The organism is Microcoleus sp. AR_TQ3_B6 (assembly GCF_036702785.1).
Classification (GTDB): Bacteria; Cyanobacteriota; Cyanobacteriia; order Cyanobacteriales; family Microcoleaceae; genus Microcoleus.
Window position 1 is genome coordinate 15,275 of sequence record NZ_JAUBVJ010000020.1, and the last position, 24,700, is coordinate 39,974.

17 protein-coding genes are annotated in these 24,700 nt (G+C 44.1%); 12 read left to right on the forward strand and 5 right to left on the reverse strand.

Annotated features, from left to right (window positions below):
- Positions 1–422: 422 nt before the first annotated feature.
- Positions 423–767 carry a DUF5615 family PIN-like protein gene (locus QUB56_RS12405; protein ID WP_332955490.1) on the reverse strand — a complete coding sequence of 115 codons (345 nt, stop codon included), beginning with the start codon at positions 765–767 and terminating at the stop codon, positions 423–425.
- A gap of 62 nt (positions 768–829) precedes the next feature.
- The gene (locus QUB56_RS12410; protein ID WP_332955491.1) at positions 830–1,375 is read right to left on the reverse strand and encodes a DUF433 domain-containing protein; all 546 of its coding nucleotides are present in this window, start codon (positions 1,373–1,375) and stop codon (positions 830–832) included.
- Between the two features lie 400 nt (positions 1,376–1,775).
- Here QUB56_RS12410 and QUB56_RS12415 point away from each other — a divergent pair, with 400 nt between their 5' ends.
- Positions 1,776–3,380: an alkaline phosphatase D family protein gene (locus QUB56_RS12415; RefSeq protein WP_332955492.1), complete on the forward strand. Its 1,605-nt coding sequence runs from the start codon at positions 1,776–1,778 to the stop codon at positions 3,378–3,380.
- 155 nt (positions 3,381–3,535) lie between these two features.
- On the opposite strand, the gene QUB56_RS12420 is transcribed toward QUB56_RS12415, so the two are convergent.
- Together QUB56_RS12420 and QUB56_RS12425 are read right to left on the reverse strand one after the other, a co-directional pair.
- Positions 3,536–3,895, reverse strand: coding sequence for a group 1 truncated hemoglobin (locus tag QUB56_RS12420; RefSeq protein WP_332955493.1), 360 nt, complete (start codon positions 3,893–3,895; stop codon positions 3,536–3,538).
- A 176-nt stretch (positions 3,896–4,071) separates the two neighbouring features.
- A complete protein-coding gene (locus tag QUB56_RS12425; protein ID WP_332955496.1) occupies positions 4,072–4,293 on the reverse strand; it encodes a hypothetical protein in 222 nt (73 codons plus the stop codon).
- A gap of 23 nt (positions 4,294–4,316) precedes the next feature.
- Here QUB56_RS12425 and QUB56_RS12430 point away from each other — a divergent pair, with 23 nt between their 5' ends.
- Together QUB56_RS12430 and QUB56_RS12435 are read left to right on the forward strand one after the other, a co-directional pair.
- Complete coding sequence (locus tag QUB56_RS12430; protein WP_332955497.1) at positions 4,317–4,517, forward strand: hypothetical protein; 201 nt, start codon at positions 4,317–4,319, stop codon at positions 4,515–4,517.
- 13 nt (positions 4,518–4,530) lie between these two features.
- On the forward strand, positions 4,531–5,142 hold the full coding sequence (locus tag QUB56_RS12435; protein ID WP_332955498.1) for a 2OG-Fe(II) oxygenase: 612 nt from the start codon (positions 4,531–4,533) through the stop codon (positions 5,140–5,142).
- A 57-nt stretch (positions 5,143–5,199) separates the two neighbouring features.
- Here the strand turns inward: QUB56_RS12435 and QUB56_RS12440 are convergent, their stop codons facing one another.
- Complete coding sequence (locus QUB56_RS12440) at positions 5,200–6,978, reverse strand: SWIM zinc finger family protein (RefSeq protein WP_332955500.1); 1,779 nt, start codon at positions 6,976–6,978, stop codon at positions 5,200–5,202.
- A gap of 669 nt (positions 6,979–7,647) precedes the next feature.
- On the opposite strand from QUB56_RS12440, the gene QUB56_RS12445 reads away from it, so the two are divergent.
- The 9 genes from QUB56_RS12445 to QUB56_RS12485 all read left to right on the forward strand — a co-directional run bounded on the left by QUB56_RS12445 (position 7,648) and on the right by QUB56_RS12485 (position 24,585).
- A complete protein-coding gene (locus tag QUB56_RS12445; RefSeq protein ID WP_332955502.1) occupies positions 7,648–8,934 on the forward strand; it encodes an AAA family ATPase in 1,287 nt (428 codons plus the stop codon).
- 1,017 nt (positions 8,935–9,951) lie between these two features.
- Positions 9,952–11,226 (forward strand): alpha/beta hydrolase, encoded by a 1,275-nt coding sequence (locus QUB56_RS12450; RefSeq protein WP_332955503.1) that lies wholly within the window; start codon positions 9,952–9,954, stop codon positions 11,224–11,226.
- A 1,012-nt stretch (positions 11,227–12,238) separates the two neighbouring features.
- Entirely contained in the window at positions 12,239–14,413 is a 2,175-nt protein-coding gene (locus QUB56_RS12455) for a glutamine synthetase III (protein WP_332955504.1), read from the forward strand.
- Between the two features lie 691 nt (positions 14,414–15,104).
- Complete coding sequence (locus QUB56_RS12460; protein ID WP_332955505.1) at positions 15,105–16,181, forward strand: BMP family protein; 1,077 nt, start codon at positions 15,105–15,107, stop codon at positions 16,179–16,181.
- A 41-nt stretch (positions 16,182–16,222) separates the two neighbouring features.
- On the forward strand, positions 16,223–19,054 hold the full coding sequence (locus tag QUB56_RS12465; RefSeq protein WP_332955507.1) for a PAS domain S-box protein: 2,832 nt from the start codon (positions 16,223–16,225) through the stop codon (positions 19,052–19,054).
- A 347-nt stretch (positions 19,055–19,401) separates the two neighbouring features.
- Positions 19,402–21,099: a circadian clock protein KaiC gene (kaiC, locus tag QUB56_RS12470; protein ID WP_332955508.1), complete on the forward strand. Its 1,698-nt coding sequence runs from the start codon at positions 19,402–19,404 to the stop codon at positions 21,097–21,099.
- Between the two features lie 24 nt (positions 21,100–21,123).
- Positions 21,124–21,462 (forward strand): circadian clock KaiB family protein, encoded by a 339-nt coding sequence (locus QUB56_RS12475; protein ID WP_332955509.1) that lies wholly within the window; start codon positions 21,124–21,126, stop codon positions 21,460–21,462.
- Positions 21,463–21,483: 21 nt separating this feature from the next.
- A complete protein-coding gene (locus tag QUB56_RS12480; RefSeq protein WP_332955510.1) occupies positions 21,484–21,834 on the forward strand; it encodes a circadian clock KaiB family protein in 351 nt (116 codons plus the stop codon).
- A gap of 15 nt (positions 21,835–21,849) precedes the next feature.
- On the forward strand, positions 21,850–24,585 hold the full coding sequence (locus QUB56_RS12485) for a PAS domain S-box protein (protein WP_332955511.1): 2,736 nt from the start codon (positions 21,850–21,852) through the stop codon (positions 24,583–24,585).
- Positions 24,586–24,700: the final 115 nt, after the last annotated feature.

A 24,700-nucleotide genomic window follows, 5' to 3' on the forward strand; every position in this document is an offset into this window, starting at 1 on the left:
GCGATAAGTTACAAATTATCACCGCAAATCATGGCGGTCAACTAACTTGTTTTTAAATCCTAGGAATGGGAAGATAAATCGATTTGAGATTTTAGATTTGAGATTTTAGATTGACTTGCGCGAGATAAATGCTCTTTCTTGAGGATTTTCGCAAATCGATTTGGGATTGATTCCACGGATTAATCACGTGGCGGGTACCACCTTTGAAATTCTTGGTCAGACTGGAAGTGCCGGCGATAAGTTACAAATTATCACCGCAAATCATGGCGGTCAACTAACTTGTTTTTAAATCCTAGGAATGGGAAGATAATTTGCAATTTAAGTTCCTGTCTAGCAGCAAATCTCTTATCCTTATTTTGACATATCTGGCGGTAAAGTATCGAAATTTTTTGTGCCGTTTGCTGCTATGTAAAGAACTCGATTCACCATATCGCGCCCAGCTTCAAGTTCAGTATATATTGCAGCGACAGCTTCTTTGACATCGCAATCTGTTCGCTGCGCAGCAAGTCGCCTTCGGAAATAAAAATAATGCCAGCATGAACTTCGCACGCGCGTGCGAACCTCTCGAAATCGCCAACATTCGCTGTCACCAGTATGCGATCGTCATTAAAGGCGTATTCTAAAATACTGGGATCGTCCGCACCGAGCAAACCGCGATCGCGAACTGCAACTGCATCAATCAAAAGCTCTTCGCACAGATGGCGCGCTACAGCAGGCGAAAGATCCTCGTCAATCAGGATCTTAATGTTGTTTACAGCATCAAACATAGAACTTACCAAAGGGAACAGTCTGTATACTATCTGTGAGGCCCATGCGATAAGTGGGCAACTTACAGATAGTCTCTGTGGGTAAGTCCTGAAACACTTGGATATGCTCTCACATAAATCTGGGCAAACTCCAAATCTTCCTGAGATAAGTATGGGTAATCCTCGCGAATTACCTCCGATGATTCACCGCGTTCGAGCATCGATCCAATCCGGCGAACAGTGAGGCGACTATTTGGAAAAACGGTTTCTCCTCCCATGATATTTGAATCTGTAACTAAACGCTTTTGCCAATCTTTGAAGCGTGTAATTATGTCCGACAATTCAAGGGCGATCGCATCTAGATGTAAGGTGAAAAACTTGCCTATTTCAAGACTAGACATCCGTCGATCCAAAGCCTCTAGCAACCGCTGGTACAGCAGAGATCGATAGTCAACTGAGAATGTAAAGTTTACCTCCTTGAGGGCTCGGAGGTAAATTAATGCCGCAAAGGGAAGCCTTGGTGAATTAGGTACAGACGGAATGACTCGGTATTCCAGTTCGCTGTAGACCTGTTTCTCCGGCAACTGTACGAATGCAGCAGCTTCGCTAGGAGTAAAAATAGTTTCCATAAGCAAGATCCAACAGTTTCCTATCTGAGGAATATTTTAACATCACGTCCCAATTGCTCGAACAGTCTAGCCACCGTCGATACATATCTTTTGTGGGCACCTCGTGTACTCCGGCTTAAGCACATCATACCAAATTCGATCGCTCCAGCAGTTTATAGCCAGTATTTCCCGCCGTTGGAGTATCGCTACGATCCGATGGATGGTTGCTTTTTCATCGATCGCCTACTATCTTTATTTTGGGTACACTAAAACTTCATAGAAAAGCTGCCTTTGTCTGTGGGATTTGTTTTCCTGATCACAGTTCGGGGCGTCTCAGGAACAGCGGTTAATTTGCTGATTGTTGCCTACATCACAAATTAGCCCAAGTACAGTCTCGGTATTTTTAAACATGAGGGTAGCCATGAAACGTAAAAAACAAGACCAACTCAGCCGCCGCCATTTTCTACTCGGTTCGGCAATTGCAGGTAGCGGTATTGTTGTTGCAAACCTGCGATCGAAATCTGGGTTAGCACAATCTTCTGCACCGGCAATTATCACCTCGGATCGGATGCGCCCCAGCATTCCATACGGTGTTGCTAGCGGTGATATTACCGGCAACAGTGCGGTGATTTGGAGTCGGTGCGATCGCTCCTCCCGCATGATAGTCGAATATGACACCGCCGACACTTTCGGCAACGTGCAGCGCATCATCGGACCTGCAGCGTTGGAAACTAGCGATTACACGGCGCGTATTAACCTGATTGACCTACCAGCCGACCGGCAAATATTCTACCGAGTCAGCTTCCAGAATTTAGCCGATCCAAACATCTACAGCGTCCCCGTTACGGGGAGTTTCCGCACACCTCCAAACAGCAAGCGCGACATCTTTTTTGCCTGGTCGGGAGACACCGCCGGACAGGGTTGGGGTATCAATTCTGAATGGGGCGGCATGAAAATTTATGAAACTATCAGGCAGCTTAAACCAGACTTCTTCATTCATTCTGGCGATTACATCTATGCAGATAGTCCGATTAAATCTGAGGTAAAACTTGACGACGGTAGCATCTGGAAAAACATCACAACAGAAGAAAAGTCAAAAGTAGCTGAAACCTTAACAGAGTTTCGCGGAAATTACATCTACAACCTGCTAGACAATAACATCCGGCGCTTCAACGCCGAAGTGCCTCAGCTAGTTCAGTGGGATGACCACGAAACTACAAACAACTGGTATCCCGGCGAGATGCTAATGAACGATGACCGCTACAAAGTCAAAAGCAGTTCTTTACTGGCAGCGCGAGGCAAGCAAGCATTTATGGAGTATACGCCGATCCGCTTCGATGCCAACGACCCAGAACGGATTTACCGTTCGTTCAATTACGGTTCTTCCCTGGAAATTTTTATGCTGGATATGCGCAGCTACCGAGGAATAAACACTGCCAACCGTCAGACAGCAGCAAGTGAAGAAACGGCGTTTTTGGGTAATGCTCAAGTTAGCTGGTTAAAGAAAAAATTGCAGAATTCAAAGGCAAGGTGGAAAGTAATTGCTAGCGATATGCCAGTCGGATTGGTGATTGAAGATGGCAAAAACAGCGGCAACTTTGAGAACCTCGCCAATGGAGATGGTCCTGCATTAGGACGCGAACTCGAACTTGCCCAATTGTTGCGCTTTATCCAGCAAAACAATATCCAAAATGTCGTTTGGCTGACCGCTGACGTGCATTATGCTGCTGCGCACTACTACGATCCCGGCAAAGCTCAATTCACTGATTTTAAACCGTTTTGGGAGTTTGTTGCCGGGCCGCTTCACGCTGGAACTTACGGGCCAAACAAGCTTGACAATACTTTTGGTCCCCTAGTTAAGTTCCAAAGTTTGTCGCTGCCAGAAGTAGAAAATCTACCTCCTACAAAAGGTTTTCAGTTCTTTGGTACGGTTAAAATTAATGGCGACAGTCAGGTGATGACTGTGGCGCTGCACAACCTTGAAGGCAAAATTCTCTACAGCGTGGACTTGCCGCCGGAGGTTTAAAACAGCTTCAAGGGCGCTGGACAAGTCGATCGGCACAATTACGCATCAATACCTTCACCACCTTAGTTTTTTACGGGGATTAAAAATCTTTATGCAGTATTTTCCGAAAAAAAAACTCGGTTATGAAGGTACCCATGCGTCCGGGACTGTAGATATTACTTGTACAAAACAGCCTCTTTTAAAGTCGCGATCTTAGCTAGCGCTGCATCGAGATCCTCTTGGGAGGCGCCGTGGGCAATTATGGCATCCGTCAAATGCTTCACAATCGCATCAAAGTGTTCTGGCTGTAGATTCAAACCTGCGTGGGCCTTCTCCATTGAACGGCCTGAGTATTGCTTGGGGCCGCCGAGGGCATAAGAGATAAAAGCAGTTTGATGCCGCCGCTGCTTTTCCATATCTGTATGCTCGAAGAAGTGGCTCACTACCTCGTCCGCCAAAACATCGCGGTAAAAATCATCCACCATCTCTTTAATGGCTGACTCTCCGCCCATTTTCTCGTACAATGTTGTTGCCATATCGTTTCAGCAAATTGTTTTTTTTTACTTACTCTTTAATTATAGCTACCACGTTTGCTTTTCTCCACCCTGTGAAATATTAATTTAATCTGAATAATTACTTAGGAAATGATGCGACTGCTGGTATTTTTGGGTTCGCCCTCTATCTGTAAACTTTATTAACGTTCTGTCGCCCGTTAGATATTGCCGATCGCCCTCCCAGCATTTTGACGTAATGCACGGATTGCTTTTTTTAGCAAGATGTTTCTTATACAGCGCCAACACCCATCGGTTTTCCAGCTAGGAAACTCAAGAAATCGGTGAGAAAACAGAGGCCGGATGCGATCGCCCAAATTAGGCCCGCCCCTGCAATTGTACAAGTTAAAATAAATGGGCGATCGGCTGCTGAGCTGCATCATGTATAATGGAATTGCAAATATAATTGAATCACCACAAATATCGCCTGTATAGTAATATTTGGCAGTTGCTAGTCGGTTGCGACACTTGCGGGCGATCGCCCGCAGTTAAGAAAAACCTTGGACTTAAGTACGCGGACTTAAATCAAGATTATTATCTCCTCCGCCAGGAACGAAGCAATCCCAAGTCTGAGCGATTGCTGCATTTCTATCTGCTGTTTCCTTAAACTTTGATGATTTTTGAGTGCCTTGAAATACTACAGCCAACATCCTAACGCTTTCTCGATCGACTACCTCAACGACTTGCGAGGAGCAATTCTAGCCTCCCCTTATCTAGCAATCAACAACCTCAATCGCGATTTCATTGGCACAAAAGGGTTTTCCGTGGTGTTTCAGCGTTCGGAAATCGCCGAAGTAGAACGGCGGTTCCCTTTGTTCAAACCCTATCTAGACCAAGCATTACAGCCTGAATGCAATGCTTTTTACCTCAACCCTTTGTTGCTGGGTGAAGGTTCCCGCGTCGATCCGCATATCGATCGATCTTTGCGATCGTACTGCAAAACAGTTGAACCTCCCGCAGCCGTCAGCGTTTTGTACGTGCAAGTACCGCCGAACTTGCAAGGGGGAGAGTTGATACTGCGGCGCAACAAACAGCAAGTCGGGCAGATTAAGCCGCAAGCCAACTCGCTGATCTATTTTCAAGGAGATTTGACTCACTCTGTCAACGCCGTTAAAAGTAGCGGAACTCGTTTGAGTTTGGTTTGCGAACAGTACAGTTTGAGCGAAACCGAACTGCAAGATATTCCAGGATTCACAGTGGAATCTAGGGCCGTGAAAGCAAAAACTAAGTAAGGTTTATTCGATCCTGGGTTGCGTCGCTTTAACTTGGGTTTACCGTAAACTTAAGGCTCAATCTAAATCTGGACTTTTGAGCATTTCCATCAACTTCCGCTTCCGGCTGTGTACTTGCATCAGTTGAGAACGATAACCAGACCACTGAAGATTTTGCCCCGTGTGTAAATAGGCAGCGCGGGCTTTTTCCAACCACTTAATCGCCAGATTGTACTCGTTTGATTTTCCCTGATCCATAATCGATGCAGCGCGCTGACAAGCATTGGCGATTACCCAATCGGGGCTGTGGCTGATAGCAGCCCCCATTACTCGGTGAATCAGTGCTGAGTGGTAATAACTCAAGCCATCAGCAAGGGCGATCGCATCTTCAATCATTCCCTCCTCCAGAAAAATATAAACCTTCGCGTCAGTAAAATTCCAACTTTCATTAGTTTTCAGAGTTGCTAACAAATCGGCTTTCAAAGTTGACCAACTATCTCTTGCTAACTCCTTCACTAAACTATAATCCCTAAAGGACGGTTTGATTTTAAATATCTGGATTCTAGCATTTAACGCAACTTCGTCGTCCCCCAACTCAACAGCCAACTCACTCATCGAGATTGCCAGTTCGTAATGGCAATGACCTGACAAATTTAACCCAGCTTGACAAATTTTCAGAGCTTGTTCTAAGGCTCCCTGTTGCTTTAAAGTTTGAACGAGAGCCAAAGCATCTTCCGCTGATTGCATCTGGGTAGCCGCAGCTTCCACTGCTTCTTCTACTCTCCCCAAACGAGTTAACATCGTCAAGTATTGTTGAGTACAACCTTCTGCTTGGGCTAAGTATAAGTATTCTCGATCGCGTTCCTGGCGATCGAGGATTTGCAAGCGAATCAATGTTAAGTCGCGAGCACATTTTGGTGCGTCACCAGCCCAAACTCCTTGCCCAGTAATATTTCCTTCCAGTACCTCTTGGAGTAGGGGGTTGTCCCAACCTTGGCGTAAAGCTTCCAAGCTCATGCTGAAATCACAATCCCATTCATCTTGCCAAGCTTCTAACATCATCTGGAGATCGATCTCTTCTTCCGCAGTTAGTTTAGCCGTCAAAATGGCTTCTGTCCAAGCTTCATCCAAAGCGTTAGCTATGTCATCACTTTCAGCGCCATATTCTGCTACATCATCCCAATCTTCAACGCAGGCTGTGGTGATGGCTTCTAAAATTACTAAAGCGTTGTTGCCATCCCCCTGTTCGCTGAATTCCTGGGCTCGCTGAATAACATCTAAAAGTTCTTCTGTAATCGGGTCTTCCTCCCATCCATCCTCCAAATACCTCACAGCCTCTCGCAAAATTCGTCGTACTTGGTGCCGAAAGGGAGCAGGATCGATGGAGGTGTGGCGGGGTGCTTTGGCTGGTTGGTTTGAAGGTGCAGGAATAGCACTTAAGTTAATGTATCCTTCGATCGCATCAATGAGTGAGGGTTCTTTTTTTACTAAATGCTGTATTAATTGCTGGGTTTGTACATCGTTGAGGCGATCGAGCAATTGTTCCAGTGTCGGGCCCTCCTCAATTATTTCTGGTTGCCGCATACACAATAACAGCGTCGCAACAATGTGTTTACACCACCCACCGTTATCGTAAGGACAAGTGCAGAATAATGTAGAGGCTAATCCGGCATCATCAAAGGGCAGCGTAACACGGTAGGGTTCTACTTCGGAACCCTCCACTACTGCTTGCACCATATTGCCGCGCCGCACTGCGCTAATAACATTGCCCGCTAAATAGTAAGCTTCACCCCGCTGGAGGGATTGGGCAGAGGTGTGAAGCTCGATCGTCGCTTTAGTGAGTTTGGGAATGGGCATGAGAATATGCCTCAGCAGTTAAAGGATTAGACTCGATTTTACCTGATAAATACACTTAGTCTACAATTTAATTGCGTCCCGATTTGAGGTTTCCATAAATTTCAAAAATCTGTAAAGCAAGCACTGAGAACGTTTGCAGCTTAACGAGGCAACCGCTCGTGTGATGGTAGCTTTAAATTTTGTGACATGGTAAAGTTTATTGGCACCTACCTAGTTAGCGATCGCTATACTATCAAATACCTAGAAAAAAACTAAGGAGTTTGGGAAAAATTAGTAGTGCTGGCATCGTTTTTAATTGGGTAAGGCTAGAGAAATGTTACGCTGATTTTTACAAAAAATTCCATAACGTACATGACGAAACAAAAACAAACAAGCGGACATCGATTCAGGCAGCTAGTTTGCCGTGTTTTGCTAGTGCTGGCCATTGGGAACGTGCCTCAATGCGCTTGGGCAGATGCTAGCTAATAAGTAAAATCAAGTATAATTTTAGAGTTACTGAATTGTTACAGCAGATTGCACGTTGATGAAGTACACCCGTCAAGCGATCGATCGCTGTAGGGAAACGGCACTGCCGTGTCCTCTATCTTTGCTCTGTACCTCACTTACCTAAAAAATGCTGTATATGGTTAGAGTAATTTATAACATTCCTAATGGCTCAGAGGAACTTAAGTGGCAAAAATAGAAGGATTTAGGGTAATAAATTACCGCTCGCTGCGTGATATTACTATGGGCAAGCTGTGGAATATGCAAAATGCCGAGCCACTAATGCCAATGACAGCCGTTATCGGTAAAAATGGTGTTGGGAAAAGCACGCTTTTCGACACTTTTGGCTTTCTTGCAGACTGCTTAAAAGGGGGAGTCGAAGAAGCCTGTGATTCCCGCGGACGGGGAGGTTTCGAGAGAATTAGATCGCAAGGACAAAATGGAAGTGTTGAGTTTGAGATTTACTATAAACAGGATGGTAACGCTCGACCAATCACCTATGAGTTGGCAATAGACCTTGACTCTTCTGAAAGACCATATGTAAAAAAAGAAAGACTTAGACAACGGAGAAAAAACGAAAAAAAAGGACAATTTTATTCTTTTTTGATTCTAAATGAAGGTAAGGGTTTAGCATGGAAAGGTGAAGCAGAAGGCTTTGATGAAGATGGAGGGAAATTTGATGTAACTAATTTAATAAAAAAAAATCAAACAGGTGGGATATTAGAAGAAAGTAATGAAACGGAAATAGTTGAACTTGACGACAATCGAAAATTGGGAATTGCTACTTTGGGAGCGCTCAAACAACACCCAAGAATTTCCGCATTTCGTAGATTTATCGAAGGATGGTATCTCAGCTATTTCACACCAGACGCTGCCCGTAGCTTACCTCTGGCTGGGCCACAAAAACATTTGAATATTCATGGAGATAATCTAGGAAATGTGGTTCAATTTATGGAGAGAGAGCATCCTAAGAAATTCCAATCTATTCTGCAAAAAATATCTAGTAAGATTCCAGGGGTGGAAAAGATTAGCACCACAAAAAGTCCAGACGGTAGACTTTTGCTGCAGTTCAACGATCGAGGTTTTCAAGAACCGTTTTATGCTCAACAAATGTCTGACGGCACACTGAAGGTATTTGCCTATCTCCTTCTTTTAGAAGACCCCTCACCACCGCCATTTTTGTGCATTGAAGAACCAGAAAACGGACTTTACCACAAGCTTTTAGAAACTCTAGCCCGAGAATTTCGAGAACACGCTACAGCTCGAAGAAGTAGATCGCAAGTATTTGTTACAACACATCAACCCTATTTTGTAGATGCTCTTACCCCTGAAGAGGTTTGGGTACTTGAAAAGGGCGAGGATGGTTTTTCTAAAATCAGACGAGCTAGCGAAGATTCTCTCATTAATAACCTTGTTTCTGAAGGATTGCCCCTTGGCGGACTTTGGTACAGCGATTATCTAGATAAAAGGTGAATAAATGCACTTTGAGATACTTGTCGAGGATATTTCTGGAAAAACTGCTCTTGAAATTCTTATCCCAAAGATTATTAGCACCGAACACACATTTAAGATCACTTCTTACAAAGGAAGTGGACATATTCCTAAAGGTTTAAAATCTGCTTCTGAAGCCAAATAACGAATTCTGTTCGACCAGCTTCCGCGACTTGTTCAAGGCTACGGCAAAACATTCTCTCAATATCCTCCTGCTTGCCCTGCTGTCCTCATTGTAATTTGCGATCTTGATGACGAAACCCTCTGTACTTTTCGCAGAAAACTACTAGATGTTGTAGATAAGTGCAATCCTAAGCCAAAGACACAATTTTGTATAGCAATTGAAGAAGGAGAAGCATGGTATCTAGGCGATTTAGCAGCAGTTAGGGCAGCTTATCCGAACGCAAAAGAAGCAGTCCTAAATTCTTACACCAATGATAGTATCTGTGGGACGTGGCAGACGTTAGCTGATGCGGTGTTTTCCGGTGGTCAACAAAAATTATCTAAACAAGGTAAGCAAGCAAGTGGTGTAGAGAAGTCAAAGTGGGCTAAGAAGATTCCTCCCCACATGAACGTAGATAATAATTTGTCACCAAGCTTCTGTTATTTTCGAGATAAACTTCGAGGCTTAACGAGTCAGTAAAGAAACCGGGTTTTTTGGGAAATCGCCTAGTGCAACGAAGTAGACTCGTAAAAAAACCCGGTTTCTCGACACGCGTGCCTAAGTCCTGTCTAACTACCAAAATCGGAATAATAGCCAAAGTTTTGATCTGTAATAACTCATACAGCTAGTTTAGGCAGATAACCTCAGCTTAAGATTCCCACAAACAGCGAACAACCCCAAAGATGAAAATACAACGATGCAAAGCATTTTCGATCGCCGCAGGATGTCGGAGTCAATGAAGCTGCTGGTTTGGTAAAATGCCAGAGGCGATCGACTTACCAATAAAAACCACCAGATTAATTTAAACTGATTAAAAATTAGGCTGCAAAAATCCGATGATCCGCAAGAAGAACCGCAAAAAGTTACCCTTATTGGCAGCATTCTTAGTCTCGCCCTTTATTTCTGGGTTCCTGAGTGCGATCGGGCTATTTCTCAGTCTCTGGGTCATCGTACCAGCACCCACGCTGTTCCTGTACCCTTTGGCGGTGGGAGCACCAGAAATCAGTCCTTGGTTAGTCGGTATCAACGCGATCGCCCTTCTGCTGAACCTGCTCAAACCGCATCAAGGCAAAGTCTACATTATTTTACTGATTTGTAACCTGTTCGCCCTCATCCTGGGCCTGGTTCCCCTGATTCAGTTCCCATCAGCCAATGCAGCCACAGCTACCCAAATGCAAGCTGTTCTAGGGGAAAACTATTTAGCAGCCGTTCCTGTCGCCCATCGCGCCCAGCTACGCCCTCAACCGTTTATCCTCGCAGATGCGTTCCGAGGAATTCCCCTCAGAAAGGTTAGGATCGATCGGGCTATTGGATTTGCCAACCCTGACGGAGTTTCACTGCAACTAAACCTTTACCGGCCAGTGGAAATTGGCAAATATCCAGCGATTATCACACTCTACGGGGGAGCTTGGCAAAGAGGCAATGCCGATTACAATGAGGAATTCAGCCGCTACATGGCCGCTCAAGGCTATTGTGTAGTTGCAATTGATTACCGCCACGCTCCCAAGTATCGATTTCCTGCTCAGATTGAGGACGTACAAGCCGCTCTTTCCTATATCAAAACTCATGCTGGTGATTGGGAAATCGATCTCGATCGAATTGCTTTGATGGGAAGGTCTGCAGGTGCCCATTTAGCAATGCTAACTGCTTATGATTCTAGTGTGCTTCCAGTTCGAGCAGTGGTCAACTATTACGGGCCAAATGACCTGATTCGGGGATACAATGATCCACCTTTTCCTGATGCCCTAAATGTTCGAGCCGTCTTGCGTTCCTTTCTGGGAGGAACCCCAGACGAACTCAACGAGCTTTACCGTCGGGCTTCTCCCATAAATTATATTAAACCGAATCTTCCCCCTTCTCTACTGGTCTATCCAGGTCGCGACCATATCGTTCAGGTTAAGTTTGGTCGATCGCTCTACCAACGATTGCGAGCCACGGGCGATTCCCTACGGGATAGCTTCGCTTCACGGGCTATTTTGCTCGAAATTCCTTGGGCTGAACACGCCTTTGATGCAGTTTTTAATGGCCCGAGCAATCAATTAGCTTTGTACTACACAGAACGCTTTTTGGCTCATGCTCTGAAGTCTTCGGATTACCAACCAGTTAACTAAAAACTATCAACTTACTTCTTTATGCTCAATAAACTGCGGCTATAACAGTTTAATAAGTTCCCAAATCTCGTAAAGATTTCTACGGCAAATTGTCGCACCAAATTTTAGAAGAGTTGGCAGACTTTATTTATTATATAGCGGTTCGATCGCGTGGTGAGGTATGCCCCATGCCCCATGCCCGATGCCCGATGCCCGATGCCCGATGCCCGATGCCCGATGCCCTCTGCCCCTATCTAAAATCTAAAATCCAAAATCTAAAATCTAAAATCGATATGCCCCATGCCCCATGCCCCATGCCCCATGCCCCATGCGAGTGCGATCGACCCTGCAGAAAAAAAACTAAAATTCTGTAGCCTGCGATACATTTATTTTGTCGATCGTTGTTTAAACTCTCCAAGTGTAGATTGTGTACTCTCCATAATTCTGCAAAACCCCTAAACGAGTGCGTTGTTTGCTGGACTGCGATTTATCGATCGTCGAACCGTTAAAAACCATAAGTAGTTTTGACCAAGAATTTCAAAGGTGGTACCCGCCACGTGATTTATCCGTGGAATCAATCCCAAATCTCAAATCGAAAATCCTCAAGAAAGAGCATTTATCCGTGGGGTCAATCTAAAATCTAAAATCTCAAATCTCAAATCGATTGACCTGAATTCATCGGAATTGATTCGCACAAAATTTTTGAGCAGGGCTGAAGATTAGCTACTAAATCTGTGCATCGCAGGCATCTATCATTTTGACTCAAATTAGTACAGGCTCTTGTCATCTATTTTATTGCTGCTAATAACCGAAATCCAACCGCATCTCACACTGGATTGTCACGCCCGGTGGACGGCGAAATGATTGAGCCTCGCTCCACCAATCTTGTAGAGCCTGCCAAAAAAGGCATTCTCGCAAAAGTTAGCTTTGACAAAAAATATTGGGTAAATCCCAAATATTCGTCAATCGTTAAACTTTTGTTAACATCTATTTTTTCTCAACTACTCGTCCCGCAATCCCAATAAAAAAAACCATGAGTGGAAACCAATCGCGCGTTCAAGCAATTTCTCAAATCGTCAACCGCAAACAGATGCCTGCCCGGCCTCCCAAGCGACTAGAAGATATGTGGGCAACAGACGTTTTTAGTCTGAGCAAGATGCAAGAAAGTCTGCCCAAAAGTATTTTCAAATCAGTAAAAAACACCATTCAAACAGGCCAAAAACTCGACGATTCCGTAGCTGATGTAGTTGCAGCAGCAATGAAAGATTGGGCTATTTCCAAAGGAGCCCTGTACTACGCCCACGTATTTTACCCGCTCACCAACAGCACCGCCGAAAAACACGACGCTTTCATCTCAGTCCAAGGCGACGGTTCCGTCATCTCAGAATTTGCAGGCAAAGTTCTCGTACAAGGCGAACCCGATGGCTCCTCATTCCCCAACGGCGGAATTCGCTCCACTGCCGCCGCTCGCGGATACACAGCCTGGGATGTCACCAGCCCTGCTTATGTCATGGAAACAGACAACGGCATGACTTTGTGCATTCCCACTGTTTTCATCTCCTGGACAGGTGAAGCCTTAGACAAAAAAACCCCGCTTTTGCGTTCCATTGCCGCAATGAACAAAGCAGCAACCCGAGTGTTAAAGCTATTAGGAAATACCGACGTTGCTCCGGTCAATTCCAGTTGCGGTTCCGAACAAGAATACTTCCTGGTAGATGCCAATTTCACCACCAGCCGCCCCGATTTACTGCTAGCAGGTCGCACCCTTTTCGGCAAACCTCCTGCCAAAGGTCAGCAATTTGACGACCACTATTTTGGAGCGATTCCCGAGCGCGTTCAAGTCTTCATGCAAGAAGTAGAAGAAAGAATGTACCGGCTGGGAATTCCTGCCAAAACCCGCCACAACGAAGTAGCTCCCGGTCAGTTTGAAATTGCACCAGTTTTTGAAGCAGCAAACGTCGCCAGCGACCACCAACAATTAACCATGACAATTCTGCGCAACACTGCGAAGAAACACGGTTTTATGTGTTTGCTGCACGAGAAGCCTTTCGCCGGCATTAACGGTTCCGGCAAACACGTCAACTGGTCCGTCGGGAATGCCACCCAAGGAAACTTATTAGACCCCGGCGATACACCGCACTCGAACATACAATTTCTAGTGTTCTGCGGCGCTGTGATTCGCGGAGTTCACAAATACGGGCCGCTGTTGCGCGCCGTAGTTGCTACTGCCAGCAACGACCACCGATTGGGTGCAAATGAGGCTCCGCCAGCAATTATCTCTGTCTATTTGGGTTCGCAATTAGAAGATATCTTCGAGCAAATTAGCCGGGGAGAAGTTAAGGATTCTCAAGGTCGGGGAATTATGAATTTAGGTGTAGAAACACTGCCTACTTTCATGAAGGATGCTGGGGACAGAAACCGGACTTCGCCCTTTGCCTTTACTGGAAACAGGTTTGAATTCCGTGCAGTAGGTTCCGGTCAGTCTGTTTCCGGACCGCTGGTGGCGATGAATACAATTCTTGCAGATTCTCTGGACTGGATTGCTAACAAATTAGAAAGCGATTTGGCTAACGGAACTGAACTGAATGCTGCCATCCAAACAATTCTCAAAGAAGTGATGGACGAGCACGGCGCGGTTGTATTTGGCGGCAATGGCTATTCGGAAGAATGGCACAAAATGGCTGTTGAGGAACGGGGTTTAGCTAACTTGCGGACTACGGCAGATGCTTTGCCAGTGTTGAAGGAAGGATACATTGAAGACTTGTTTGAAAAGACAGGTGTTCTGACTCCTGTGGAATTGGAAAGCCGTTACGATGTTTATGCAGAGCAGTATTTGCTGGCTATTGAAGTCGAAGCAAAACTGGTAACAAGCATGGCAAAAACCATCATTTACCCGGCAGCGGTGAGGTATTTAGCTGAACTTTCCGGCACGATTTCTAAGTTGAAAGAGATTGGGATTGAACTGTCCAAGGAAACGGCCGAAAAAGTAGGGGTGCTGGTTAAGTCCATGATGGATACTGCGAGCAAGTTGAGTGCGGCTTTGAGCAAGCACGATTTTGATTCTACAGAAGACCATATGCAGTATGCTTCGCAAACAATTCGTCCTTTGATGGATGAGGTTCGCAAGTATGCGGATGCTCTGGAAGGTGAAGTGGCTGATGATTTGTGGCCGCTGCCTACTTATCAAGAAATGCTGTTTGTTAAGTAATCGCAAACCTGGTTAATTTCACTACTTCGGACAGTTTTTGAGTGCCAACCGTAGAATAAGGGTTTCAAGGCTCCAAGGCAACTTCGCTACCAACGGAAAATCGAGGGTTTCAGACGGCGAACTAAAAACTGTCCGGACTATTGTTAATTTCCGGTGATATTTGTAGGGACACGGCACTGCCGTGTCCTTAGTTGTTTTTGAGGTTAAATGAGTGTTACGCGGAATCTGTGAATCGATTTGAGATTTGAGATTTTAGATTAAAGAATTGAAGCATTGACCCCACGGATAAATACGTTAGGCAAGTTTCATCGGATACAGGTTTTTTATTTCACCGGTCCTGAGTCTGCTTTCGGAATGAATCCGGGGGGTTGTATGCTGGATGCTTTCGGTCAATCGATTTGAGATTTGAGATTTGAGATTTGAGATTGAAGTATTGACCCGACGGATGAATCCGGGGGGTTGTATGCTGGATGCTTTCGGTCAATCGATTTGAGATTTGAGATTAAAGAATTGAAGTATTGACCCGATGGATGAATCGGGGGGCTTGTATCCTGGATGCTTTCGGTCAATCGATTTTAGATTTGAGATTTGAGATTAAAGAATTGAAGTATTGACCCGACGGATGAATCGGGGGGCTTGTATCCTGGATGCTTTCGGTCAGAGTTATTAAAGCCCAGCTAGAGTAAGAGTTATGAAGATTGTTGAGATACCCTTCAACAAGTTTATCGGCGTAGAAAAACTAATTTTGCTGCGAAAAACTATTATGCAAATTCAATCTCTTTTCAAACAAATGACTCTGGCGGCTCTAGCTCTATTTTTTGCGATCGCTTGCAGTCGATCGACTCCGAACTTAAACTCTTCCCCTGAAGTAAGTACCTCTAGCAGCTTTAGAGTGGCAATGGTCACCATAGGACCTAAAGATAACCACAGTTGGGCTCAATCCTGCTTTGAAGGATTGAATCTAATCAAAGATAAATTTAATGCTCAGGTAGACTTTACTGACCAAATTGACGCTGAACATAGTGAAGCTGCCCTTCGCAAATATGCCCAGTCAGGCTATGACCTGGTAATTGCAGCCAGTGGTGGCTATATCAAAGCTGCCGAAAAGGTCGCTAAAGAATTTCCGCGAACGAAATTTGCCCTGGTTACAACGTATCCAGGGAATAACAGAAATTTGGGGGCTGTTGCCTTTCGATCGGGTGAGGTGGGCTACCTCACAGGCGCTTTGGCTGTCATGAAGACCAAGAGCAATAAAGTTGGCTATATTGTGGGTGCACCTTATCCGGTTTACAAAGAAGAAGAAGCCTTGTTTAGGCGGGGAGTGAAGGCAACGAATCCCTCTGTTCAAGCCTCGACTGCTTTTCTCAACACTTGGAGTGATACGGACAAAGCCACCAAAGTTGCAATGGATATGGTTGCATCTGGAGTAGATGTTTTGACAATCAACGCGGATGAGGCAGGGTTAGCCGCGCTAAAAGCCGTTACGCAAAAGCCAGGAGTCCTTGTGATTGGTTGGGGAAAGGATCAGTACAAACTGGCTCCCGGCAAAGTCCTAACTAGCGTTCTGGAGGACATTCCCAATCTGGTGCTCAATGCGGCGGTTTTAACCCAGCAAGGTCGCTGGGAAGGAAAACTTTACAAGTTTGGGCTCAAGGAGAAAATCTACGACTTTGCTCCTTTCCGTGGTAGTCTCACGTCTCAGGAAGAGGACACTTTCAACACCATCCGAGAAGCTGTGACGACTGGCAAAATTGATGTTTCTCCTTAGTGCGCCGATTAATTGACTTACCAATATTGATCAATAGTCCGATGCAAAATCAACGCCACGATCGCGCTCTTCCGATTGCCAAAAGCTCCCCTTCACATCTCTGGCAACGCTTCTTTTCTATTGCACATCAGCTCCGCTATGGTTTGATATTTTTGGTTGTCCTGAGCTTACTGCCCACAGGTGGCTTGCTGATCTACCTCAGCTTTCAGGCGCAGATCCAGCAATCGCGATCGCTCCAAGAAGAGCGTAGCCAGACAGCGGCAGGACAGATTGATAATTATCTAGATGACTTGAAAAGAAAACTGAGCTATTTAGCTAGGGTCAAAGGACTCACAAACTTTCAACCTCAAGTGCAGCAGAGCCTGTTGGAAGGGTTGATTCGTCATAATGATGCTTATGAAGCCGTTGCCATTTTGAACCGGAAAGGACAAGTTATCACGTCAGTTTCACCCTACGAACCGCTTAAATTAGAAAATCTAGCCAATTCGCCACTGTTTATTCGTGCCTTCAAACAACAGGAAGATTATGTCAGTCCTATAGAAATTAATCCTCAAACCCACGAACCAAAGACCATTCTGGCGGTTCCGATTCGGAATGAGCGAGATGAGGTGGATGGGGTGCTATTAGCACAGGTAAATCTCAACTTTCTCTGGTTTGTTGTTTCCCAAACGCAGGCTGGCAAGACGGGTTATGTCTATGTAGTCGATGAGCGTAATTTTCTCATTGCTCAAAAGGGTAGTAAGCCAGAAACCTTTCAACTTCAAGATATTTCTAAGCGCCCTTTCTTTCAATTGTTGAAAGCATCCGGAAATACTAAGCGCCTTAACGTTTATCAGGGTCTAAAGCAGGTAGAAGTATTGGGAGCCAGTGCCTTAGTTCGGAGCGTGAATTGGAATGTGGTTGTAGAACTGCCAACGGCTGAGGCTTATGCTCCCGTTTACCAAATGCTCTCAATTATGGGAGGCTCATTGGTGGTGGTGACGATCGTTGCTGTTGGCATTGGCTTTCTATTTATTCGGCAAATTGTGGTGCCGCTACAGCGCTTAACCACGGCAGCTACTGAACTTAGTGGGGGGCAATTAGAGACACGGGTCAATATCGACAGCCAAAATGAACTGGGGACATTGGCGATCGCATTTAACAATATGGCAACTCAGTTAGAGGAACTGATTACAGCAGTTGAACTGGAACGCAATTTTGTTTCAGCCATTCTTGAAATTGCAGGTGCCCTGGTAGTTGTGCTCGACCCGCAGGGACAAATCGTTCGCTTTAACCGAGCTTGGGAACAAATGACTGATTACTCGTTTAGTGAAGTGAAGGGGCGCTACTTTTGGGACTTGTTCCCGAACTCAGACTTAGCTGAACAAGCCAAAACTACTTTTAAGTCTTTAAAAGCTGGTAATTTTCCCCAGCAGTATGAAGGCAGTTGGATGAGCGAAAATCAACAACTCAGACGGATTGCCTGGTCAGCTACTGCTTTACTGGACGATCGGGGTGAAATTGAGTACATCATCAAAACAGGGATTGACATTACTCAACGGAAACAGGCAGAAGAAGAACTCAAAGCATCGGAACAGCGGCTATCTTTTATATTCCGCCAAACTTCGCTGGCAGTTGTGGAATGGGATTTAAACTTTAAAGTCACTGCGTGGAATCCAGCGGCAGAGAAGATTTTTGGTTACACGGCTCTTGAGGCGATCGGACACCATGCCGCAGAATTAATGGTGCCTGCGCCTGCCAGAAAGGTAGTCGATCAACTTATGAACGAGCTGTTGAGTGAGCCCCGAGGACGCTACAGCGTCAACGAAAATATTACGAAAGACGGCAAAACCATTATTTGCGAATGGTTCAATACGCCTTTAGTAGGGGATGCTGGAAAGATTGTTGGAGTTGGCTCCTTCTCACTCGATATTACTGAGCGGAAGCAAGCCGAAGCTGCGTTAAGGCAAGCAAAAGAGGAAGCTGAGGTTGCACTCAAAACCTTACAGCAAACTCAGGCACAGCTTATTCAGGCAGAGAAAATGTCAGGTTTGGGGCAACTGGTTGCTGGTGTTGCTCACGAAATTAATAATCCAGTCAACTTTATCTATGGCAACCTGAGCCATACTGCCGACTACACGCAAAATTTACTAAAGTTGATTCAGCTTTATCAGCAAACCTATCCAACTAATGCCCAAATTGAGGAAAAAATTGAAGAGTTCGAGCTGGACTTCATTAGTGAAGATTTGCCCAAAATCCTGACTTCAATGAAGGTAGGAGCCGATCGCATTCGTCAAATTGTCCTGTCGCTGCGAAACTTCTCGCGGCTCGATGAGGCAGAAATGAAGCCAGTTGATATCCACGAGGGAATTGACAGCACATTGATGATTTTGCAAAATCGACTGAAGGCAAATCCCGATCATCCTGCTATTGAAATTGTTAAAGAGTACGGCGACTTACCGCTAGTAGAGTGCTATGCCGGACAGTTGAACCAAGTCTTTATGAATATTCTGGCAAATGCGATCGATGCTTTAGAAAACTACGACAATCAGCGTTATACAAAAGATATCCAAAAGAATCCCAGTCGCATCACTATTCGGACTAAGCTAGTTACAAACGAAACTGGGCCCGGTTACTCTAACAACGTGGTGATTCAAGTTCAAGACAATGGACCTGGGATAACGGAAACTGTTAGACAACAGGTGTTCAATCCCTTCTTCACCACAAAACCAACTGGTAAAGGAACTGGATTAGGGCTATCCATCAGCTATCAAATTGTAGTTGATAAGCACGGTGGCTTACTCCAGTGCTTCTCTCAACCCCATCAAGGAGCAGAGTTCCGAATTGAAATTCCTGTTTTGCAAAGCGGTGCTCTAGCACTCGTTGGTAAATAACTGCGATCGCATTCCTTCTCTCAATTACCGCGATGTAATCCGCCACCTGCTTCCTAGTCCATTAAGAAATAAAAAGCTATGGGTACTCAAGTGAGAAAATGTGCTATTTTTAATCATATACAGGTAACCAACAATACTTCGGACAGTTTTTGATTGCCAACCGTAGAATAAGGGTTTCAATGCGATTAGGCAAGTTCGCTACCAACGGCAAATCGAGGGTTTCAGAGTACGAACTAAAAACTGTCCGGACTATTGAATCAAGACACTAGCACAAATTCCTATAGTGTCACAGGTAGGATAGTTGTGCGCTTACGTAACTCCTATCAAAAAGGAATTTTTAAAATTTTATGGATAAAATTCACGAGTTACAATTATCCAAATGCCCAACGGGAATTCAGGGACTCGATGAAATCACCGATGGAGGCTTGCCCCAAGGCAGACCAACTTTAATCTGTGGTTCTGCTGGTTGCGGTAAGACCTTATTTGGTGTGGAGTTTCTCGTGCGCGGAGCAACGCGGTACGGAGAACCAGGGGTTTTAGTCACCTTTGAAGAAACTGCGTCAGAAATTACCAAAAACGTCGCCTCTTTAGGGTGGAATTTAAATCAGTTAATTGCTGAAGGCAAAATATTAATAGATCATATTTATATTGAACCCAGCGAAATTGAGGAAACAGGAGAATATGACCTAGAAGCCCTATTTCTTCGTCTCGGCTATGCGATCAAAAAAATTAGCGCTAAACGGGTTCTTTTAGACACGATAGAAGTCTTGTTTTCTGGTTTAGAAAATGCCAACATTGTCCGAGCAGAAATACGCCGTTTATTTCATTGGTTAAAAGACCAAGGTGTGACAGCCGTGATCACAGGGGAGCGAGGAGATCGCACCTTAACTCGTCAAGGTTTAGAAGAATACGTTTCGGATTGTGTGATCAAATTAGATCAAAAAACCTTTGAAGACATCGCCACAAGAACCCTTCAAGTTGTCAAGTATCGCGGCTCTCGTCATAGTAATAATGAATATCCTTTTTTAATTGAAGAAAATGGTATCTCGGTCTTACCCGTTACTTCATTAAAATTAGACCATGTGGTTTCTAATGAGCGCATCTCAACGGGTATCGCGCAACTTGATGAAATGTTTGGCGGGCAGGGCTACTATCGGGGTAGCAGTATTCTTGTCACAGGCAGGGCTGGAACGGGAAAAACAACGCTGTCCGCTTATTTTGCCCAAGGAACCTGCCTGAGAGGCGAACGGTGTTTATATCTCGCCACAGAAGAATCCCCCCAACAAATACTCCGCAATTTAAACTCGATTGGTCTTGATTTAGCCCCCTATGTAGAGCAGGGATTATTGCAATTTGATGCGGTACGTCCCACTAACTACAATTTAGAAATGCGTTTGTTTAAAATCCATCGCTGGGTCCAAGAATTTCAACCAAGCACGCTCATCATCGATCCGATGAGTAATCTCATTTTGACTGGGAGTTTGATGCAAACAAAAAACTTTTTCATGCGTTTAATTGATTATTTAAAGAGCAAGCAAATAACCGTTTTTATGACCAACTTAACGGCGGGTGATGCTGACCATGACCACGAACAGACAGAAGTGGGTGTTTCCTCTCTGATGGATACTTGGTTAGAGCTCCAAATGCTCAAGGTGAATGGGGAGCGCAATCGGATTCTCTATGCCCTCAAATCTCGTGGTATGATGCACTCTAATCAAGTACGGGAATTTATCGTAACTAATCAAGGTGTAAAGTTAGTCGAGGTTTACTTGGGAGAGGGCAAGGTATTAACAGGAACGGAAAGACTCAATCAAGAAATGAAGGAACAATCTGCAGCTAAAAAACGCCGACAGAATTTTGAACAAAAAAAACGGGAGTATGAACAAGAGAAAAAAATCGTACAAGCTCAGATCGATGCTCTAAAAATGCAATTGCTCAATCGAGATGCGGAGTTAGATTTGCTGCTTAAAGAAGAACAAGAGGAAGAAAAAGCGGTGCTGGAAAATCGAACGTTTATGGCAAGATTACGTCATTTTAATCCCTAAAACCTATCTCTAAGGATCAAAAACATGACAGATTATTTAACAGATAATTTATCACAGCCCACTAACACACAAGGGTCACAGCTTTGGCGAATGCGGTTATATGTGGCGGGACAGACACCTAAATCTCTCGTTGCTTTTGCCAATTTGAAGAAGATATGTGAGGAATATCTTCACGGTCAATATACCATTGAAATTATTGACTTAAGTCAACAACCGCAGCTAGCCATAGAAGATAGCATCGTTGCTTTACCGACTCTCGTTAGAAAATTGCCAGAACCGATTAAAAAGATTATTGGTGATTTATCAAATACTGAAAAAGTTCTGGTAGGACTGCAAATTCTTCGTCGAGTCGATGAACAATAACTCAAGATAGAGGTACTAACAATGATTGACTCCGAAGATGTTAAACCAACAACCACAGAATTTTTTGAACAGTCCCTGTCCCAATCAAAGGAAGAGCATTATACCCTACGTCTTTATATTTCAGGTACAACGATCCAATCGGTGACGGCGTTGAAAAATATCAAAAAAATTTGTGAGGAACATCTCCAAGGGCGTTATGAGTTAGAAGTCATTGATATTTATCAACAGAAAGAAGCTGTTATTGCGGAGAACATTGTGGCTGTTCCCACATTGATCAAAAAGTTACCTCTACCCTTACAAAAGATGATTGGCAATTTATCGAATACAGAAAAAGTCTTAATTGGTCTTAATCTTGTGCCTAAGAAAAAATAATTGGAGAGCAAAATAATGAATGATTCTCTCACCCCTCTTAAAAAAATGAGCCCAGAAGTCGAAACCCTACATCGGAAATTGGCAGAGGTGCAGGAACGCCTAAATGTAGCGGAAGAAACGTTGCAGGCGATTCGTTGTGGGGAAGTTGATGCAGTGGTGGTTTCTACGCAGGGAGGAGAGCGAGTTTTTACGCTTCAGGGGGCAGATTATGTTTATCAGTGTTTAGTGGAACAAATGGGCGAAGGAGCGGCTACCATATCTTCTGAAGGTTTGATTTTGTACTGTAATAGGCGACTCTCAGAACTCTTAAATTATCCTTTAAAAAATCTGATCGGCTCTCAATTAGAAAATTTTATTTCTCCCAAGGAGAAAAAAGCATTTTTACTACTTTTGCAGCAGGTTCATCCTGAAAAACTTCTCACTAGAGAATTATCTTTGATCACAGCGACGGGAAATCAGGAAGTACCTGTTAAATTATCGTTTAAACAACTTCAGCTCGATGAGATTTTAGTTAATATTATTATTGTTACTGATATTACAGAATCTAAAATAAAAGAATCTGCGAAACTCAGTCAGATTCTCAACAGCGCGATCGCCGTTATTAAAAACTTTCGTCTTTTGAAGGATGGTACTTTAGAGATTGATTCTTGGACAGGCGGCACTCAACAAGTTTTTGGCTATAGCTTAGAAGCAGTGCAAGCAGATTCAGCCTTAATCATAGCGAATATATTGCCCGAAGATCGAGAAAAAACGCTCGCCTCATTTATCGAAAATATTCAAGCGGGGCGCTCGGGTATTATCGAATATCGGTTTTTGCATGGCGATCGCACTCTTCGATGGCTTGCCTCAAACTATGTTGCTGAATGGGATAAAGAACAAGATTGTTGGGTGGGCCTAGAAATTATTACGGATATTACCCAACGTAAAGAAACAGAGCAAAAAATTGCGGAACAAGCAGCCTTAATTGATATTGCTAGTGATGCAATTTTTGTAAAGGATTTAGACGATCGTATTTTATTTTGGAATAAAGGAGCTGAACGTTTATATGGTTGGGCAGAAGCGGAAGTTATAGGGCAGAAAACTCAAACCTTATTTAATCAACCGTGTAAACTAACTAAGGCGATCCAAATCACTACCGAGCAAGGCAGTTGGCAGGGAGAAATAGAGCAACTTACTAAAACAGGTAAGAATATAATCGTAGAAAGTCGTAAAACACTGATAAATAATCTATTTTCCCAATCCCGATCTATCCTCGTTGTTAATAGTGATATTAGTGACAAAAAACTACTTGAAAAACAGTTTTACCATGCCCAGCGATTAGAGAGTTTAGGAACGTTAGCAAGTGGAATTGCACATGATTTAAATAACATTCTTACCCCGATTTTGGGAGCTAGTCAACTGCTTCCTCTCAAAATTACCAATATGAATGAACCGACACAAAGACTGTTAAGACTGCTTTCGGGTAGTGCTAAACGTGGGGCAGAGTTGGTCAAGCAAATTCTTCTTTTTAGTCGAGCAACGGATGGTGAATCTGTAATATTACAACTAGGTTATTTGCTCCTAGAAGTGATCGGTATTGTTCAACAAACATTTCCCAAATCAATAACTATTTCGACTAAAGTTCCCGCACTGGAACTATGGACAATATCGGGTGATACTACCCAGATACACCAAGTATTTATGAATCTGATGATTAACGCTAGGGATGCCATGCCATCAGGAGGAAGTTTGACCATCTCTGCCGAAAATCGCCCATTGGATGAAGATGATGCCCTGATGAATTTGGAAGCAAAAGCAGGCTGTTATGTGGCTGTGACGGTGGCTGATACAGGAATTGGTATTCCGCCAGAATTGTTAAACCGAATTTTTGACCCATTTTTCACTACCAAGGAAGTTGGCAAAGGAACAGGGCTAGGATTATCAACAGTAATGGGGATTGTCAAAAATCATGGCGGTTTTGTCAAGGTTTATAGCGAGTTGGGTAAGGGTACAGAATTTCAGGTTTTCTTACCAGCTATAGAGGGAGAAGTGAGCCTCACAACTGTAGAACAAGCAATGCGTAGAGGTAAGGGCGAGTGGATTTTAATTGTTGATGATGAAGCCTCTATTCGAGAGATAACACAGACTTCTCTAGAAAACTATAACTACAGAACAATACTCGCTAGTGATGGGCTTGAAGCCCTCGATCTCTATAGGGAACATCAACAGGAAATTAGTGTAGTTTTAATGGATATGATGATGCCAAAATTAGATGGTGTTTCCGCAATACGCGCGTTGCAAAAAATTAATCCTCGGGTGAATATCATTGGGACTAGCGGACTTCTGGCTAACAGAAAGCTGGCATTAGATGCTAATGTCAAAACATTTTTGTTAAAACCTTACACGATCGCACAGTTATTACAAATGTTAACGGAGATACTGCAGCTAGAGGATAATAAAGAAAATCGCATCTCGCCCCTTACCTCTCAAGAGTCTTCTTCACTGCTGAGGGTTGAATTGTCTAGAGATTCTTTAGGAATGATGCCCCCCGAATGGTTGCAGCAAATGTATGATGCGGCGTACTATTGTGATGGGGATCTCCTGCTGCAATTAATTGAACAAATACCTACTTCTCAAGTGGCGATCGCCAATGCCCTCAAAGATTTAACGCTGAGTTTTAAAACGGATATTATTATGGAATTAACTGATTTATCTAAATTAGGACTTACGAAAGAACCCCAGGAAGAGCAGGATATTAAAGTGGCTGAGTAAAATGTATTCTAAGCATTTGCATCCGTAGAGGCGATCGATAAAAGTTGCTCTTGCCAACACAGCAGGAATACTTGGCATTTTCAATCGCTCTGATGAGGGGACTTACACAGGGCAT

Coding starts and splice junctions, on each gene's coding strand:
- QUB56_RS12450 (WP_332955503.1), top strand. CDS start 9,952: ATGATCCGCAAGAAGAACCGCAAAAAGTTACCCTTATTGGCAGCATTC.
- QUB56_RS12420 (WP_332955493.1), bottom strand. CDS start 3,895: ATGGCAACAACATTGTACGAGAAAATGGGCGGAGAGTCAGCCATTAAA.
- QUB56_RS12405 (WP_332955490.1), bottom strand. CDS start 767: ATGTTTGATGCTGTAAACAACATTAAGATCCTGATTGACGAGGATCTT.
- QUB56_RS12425 (WP_332955496.1), bottom strand. CDS start 4,293: ATGATGCAGCTCAGCAGCCGATCGCCCATTTATTTTAACTTGTACAAT.
- QUB56_RS12485 (WP_332955511.1), top strand. CDS start 21,850: ATGAATGATTCTCTCACCCCTCTTAAAAAAATGAGCCCAGAAGTCGAA.
- kaiC (WP_332955508.1), top strand. CDS start 19,402: ATGGATAAAATTCACGAGTTACAATTATCCAAATGCCCAACGGGAATT.
- QUB56_RS12460 (WP_332955505.1), top strand. CDS start 15,105: ATGAAGATTGTTGAGATACCCTTCAACAAGTTTATCGGCGTAGAAAAA.
- QUB56_RS12480 (WP_332955510.1), top strand. CDS start 21,484: ATGATTGACTCCGAAGATGTTAAACCAACAACCACAGAATTTTTTGAA.
- QUB56_RS12410 (WP_332955491.1), bottom strand. CDS start 1,375: ATGGAAACTATTTTTACTCCTAGCGAAGCTGCTGCATTCGTACAGTTG.
- QUB56_RS12415 (WP_332955492.1), top strand. CDS start 1,776: ATGAAACGTAAAAAACAAGACCAACTCAGCCGCCGCCATTTTCTACTC.
- QUB56_RS12475 (WP_332955509.1), top strand. CDS start 21,124: ATGACAGATTATTTAACAGATAATTTATCACAGCCCACTAACACACAA.
- QUB56_RS12455 (WP_332955504.1), top strand. CDS start 12,239: ATGAGTGGAAACCAATCGCGCGTTCAAGCAATTTCTCAAATCGTCAAC.
- QUB56_RS12465 (WP_332955507.1), top strand. CDS start 16,223: ATGCAAAATCAACGCCACGATCGCGCTCTTCCGATTGCCAAAAGCTCC.
- QUB56_RS12440 (WP_332955500.1), bottom strand. CDS start 6,978: ATGCCCATTCCCAAACTCACTAAAGCGACGATCGAGCTTCACACCTCT.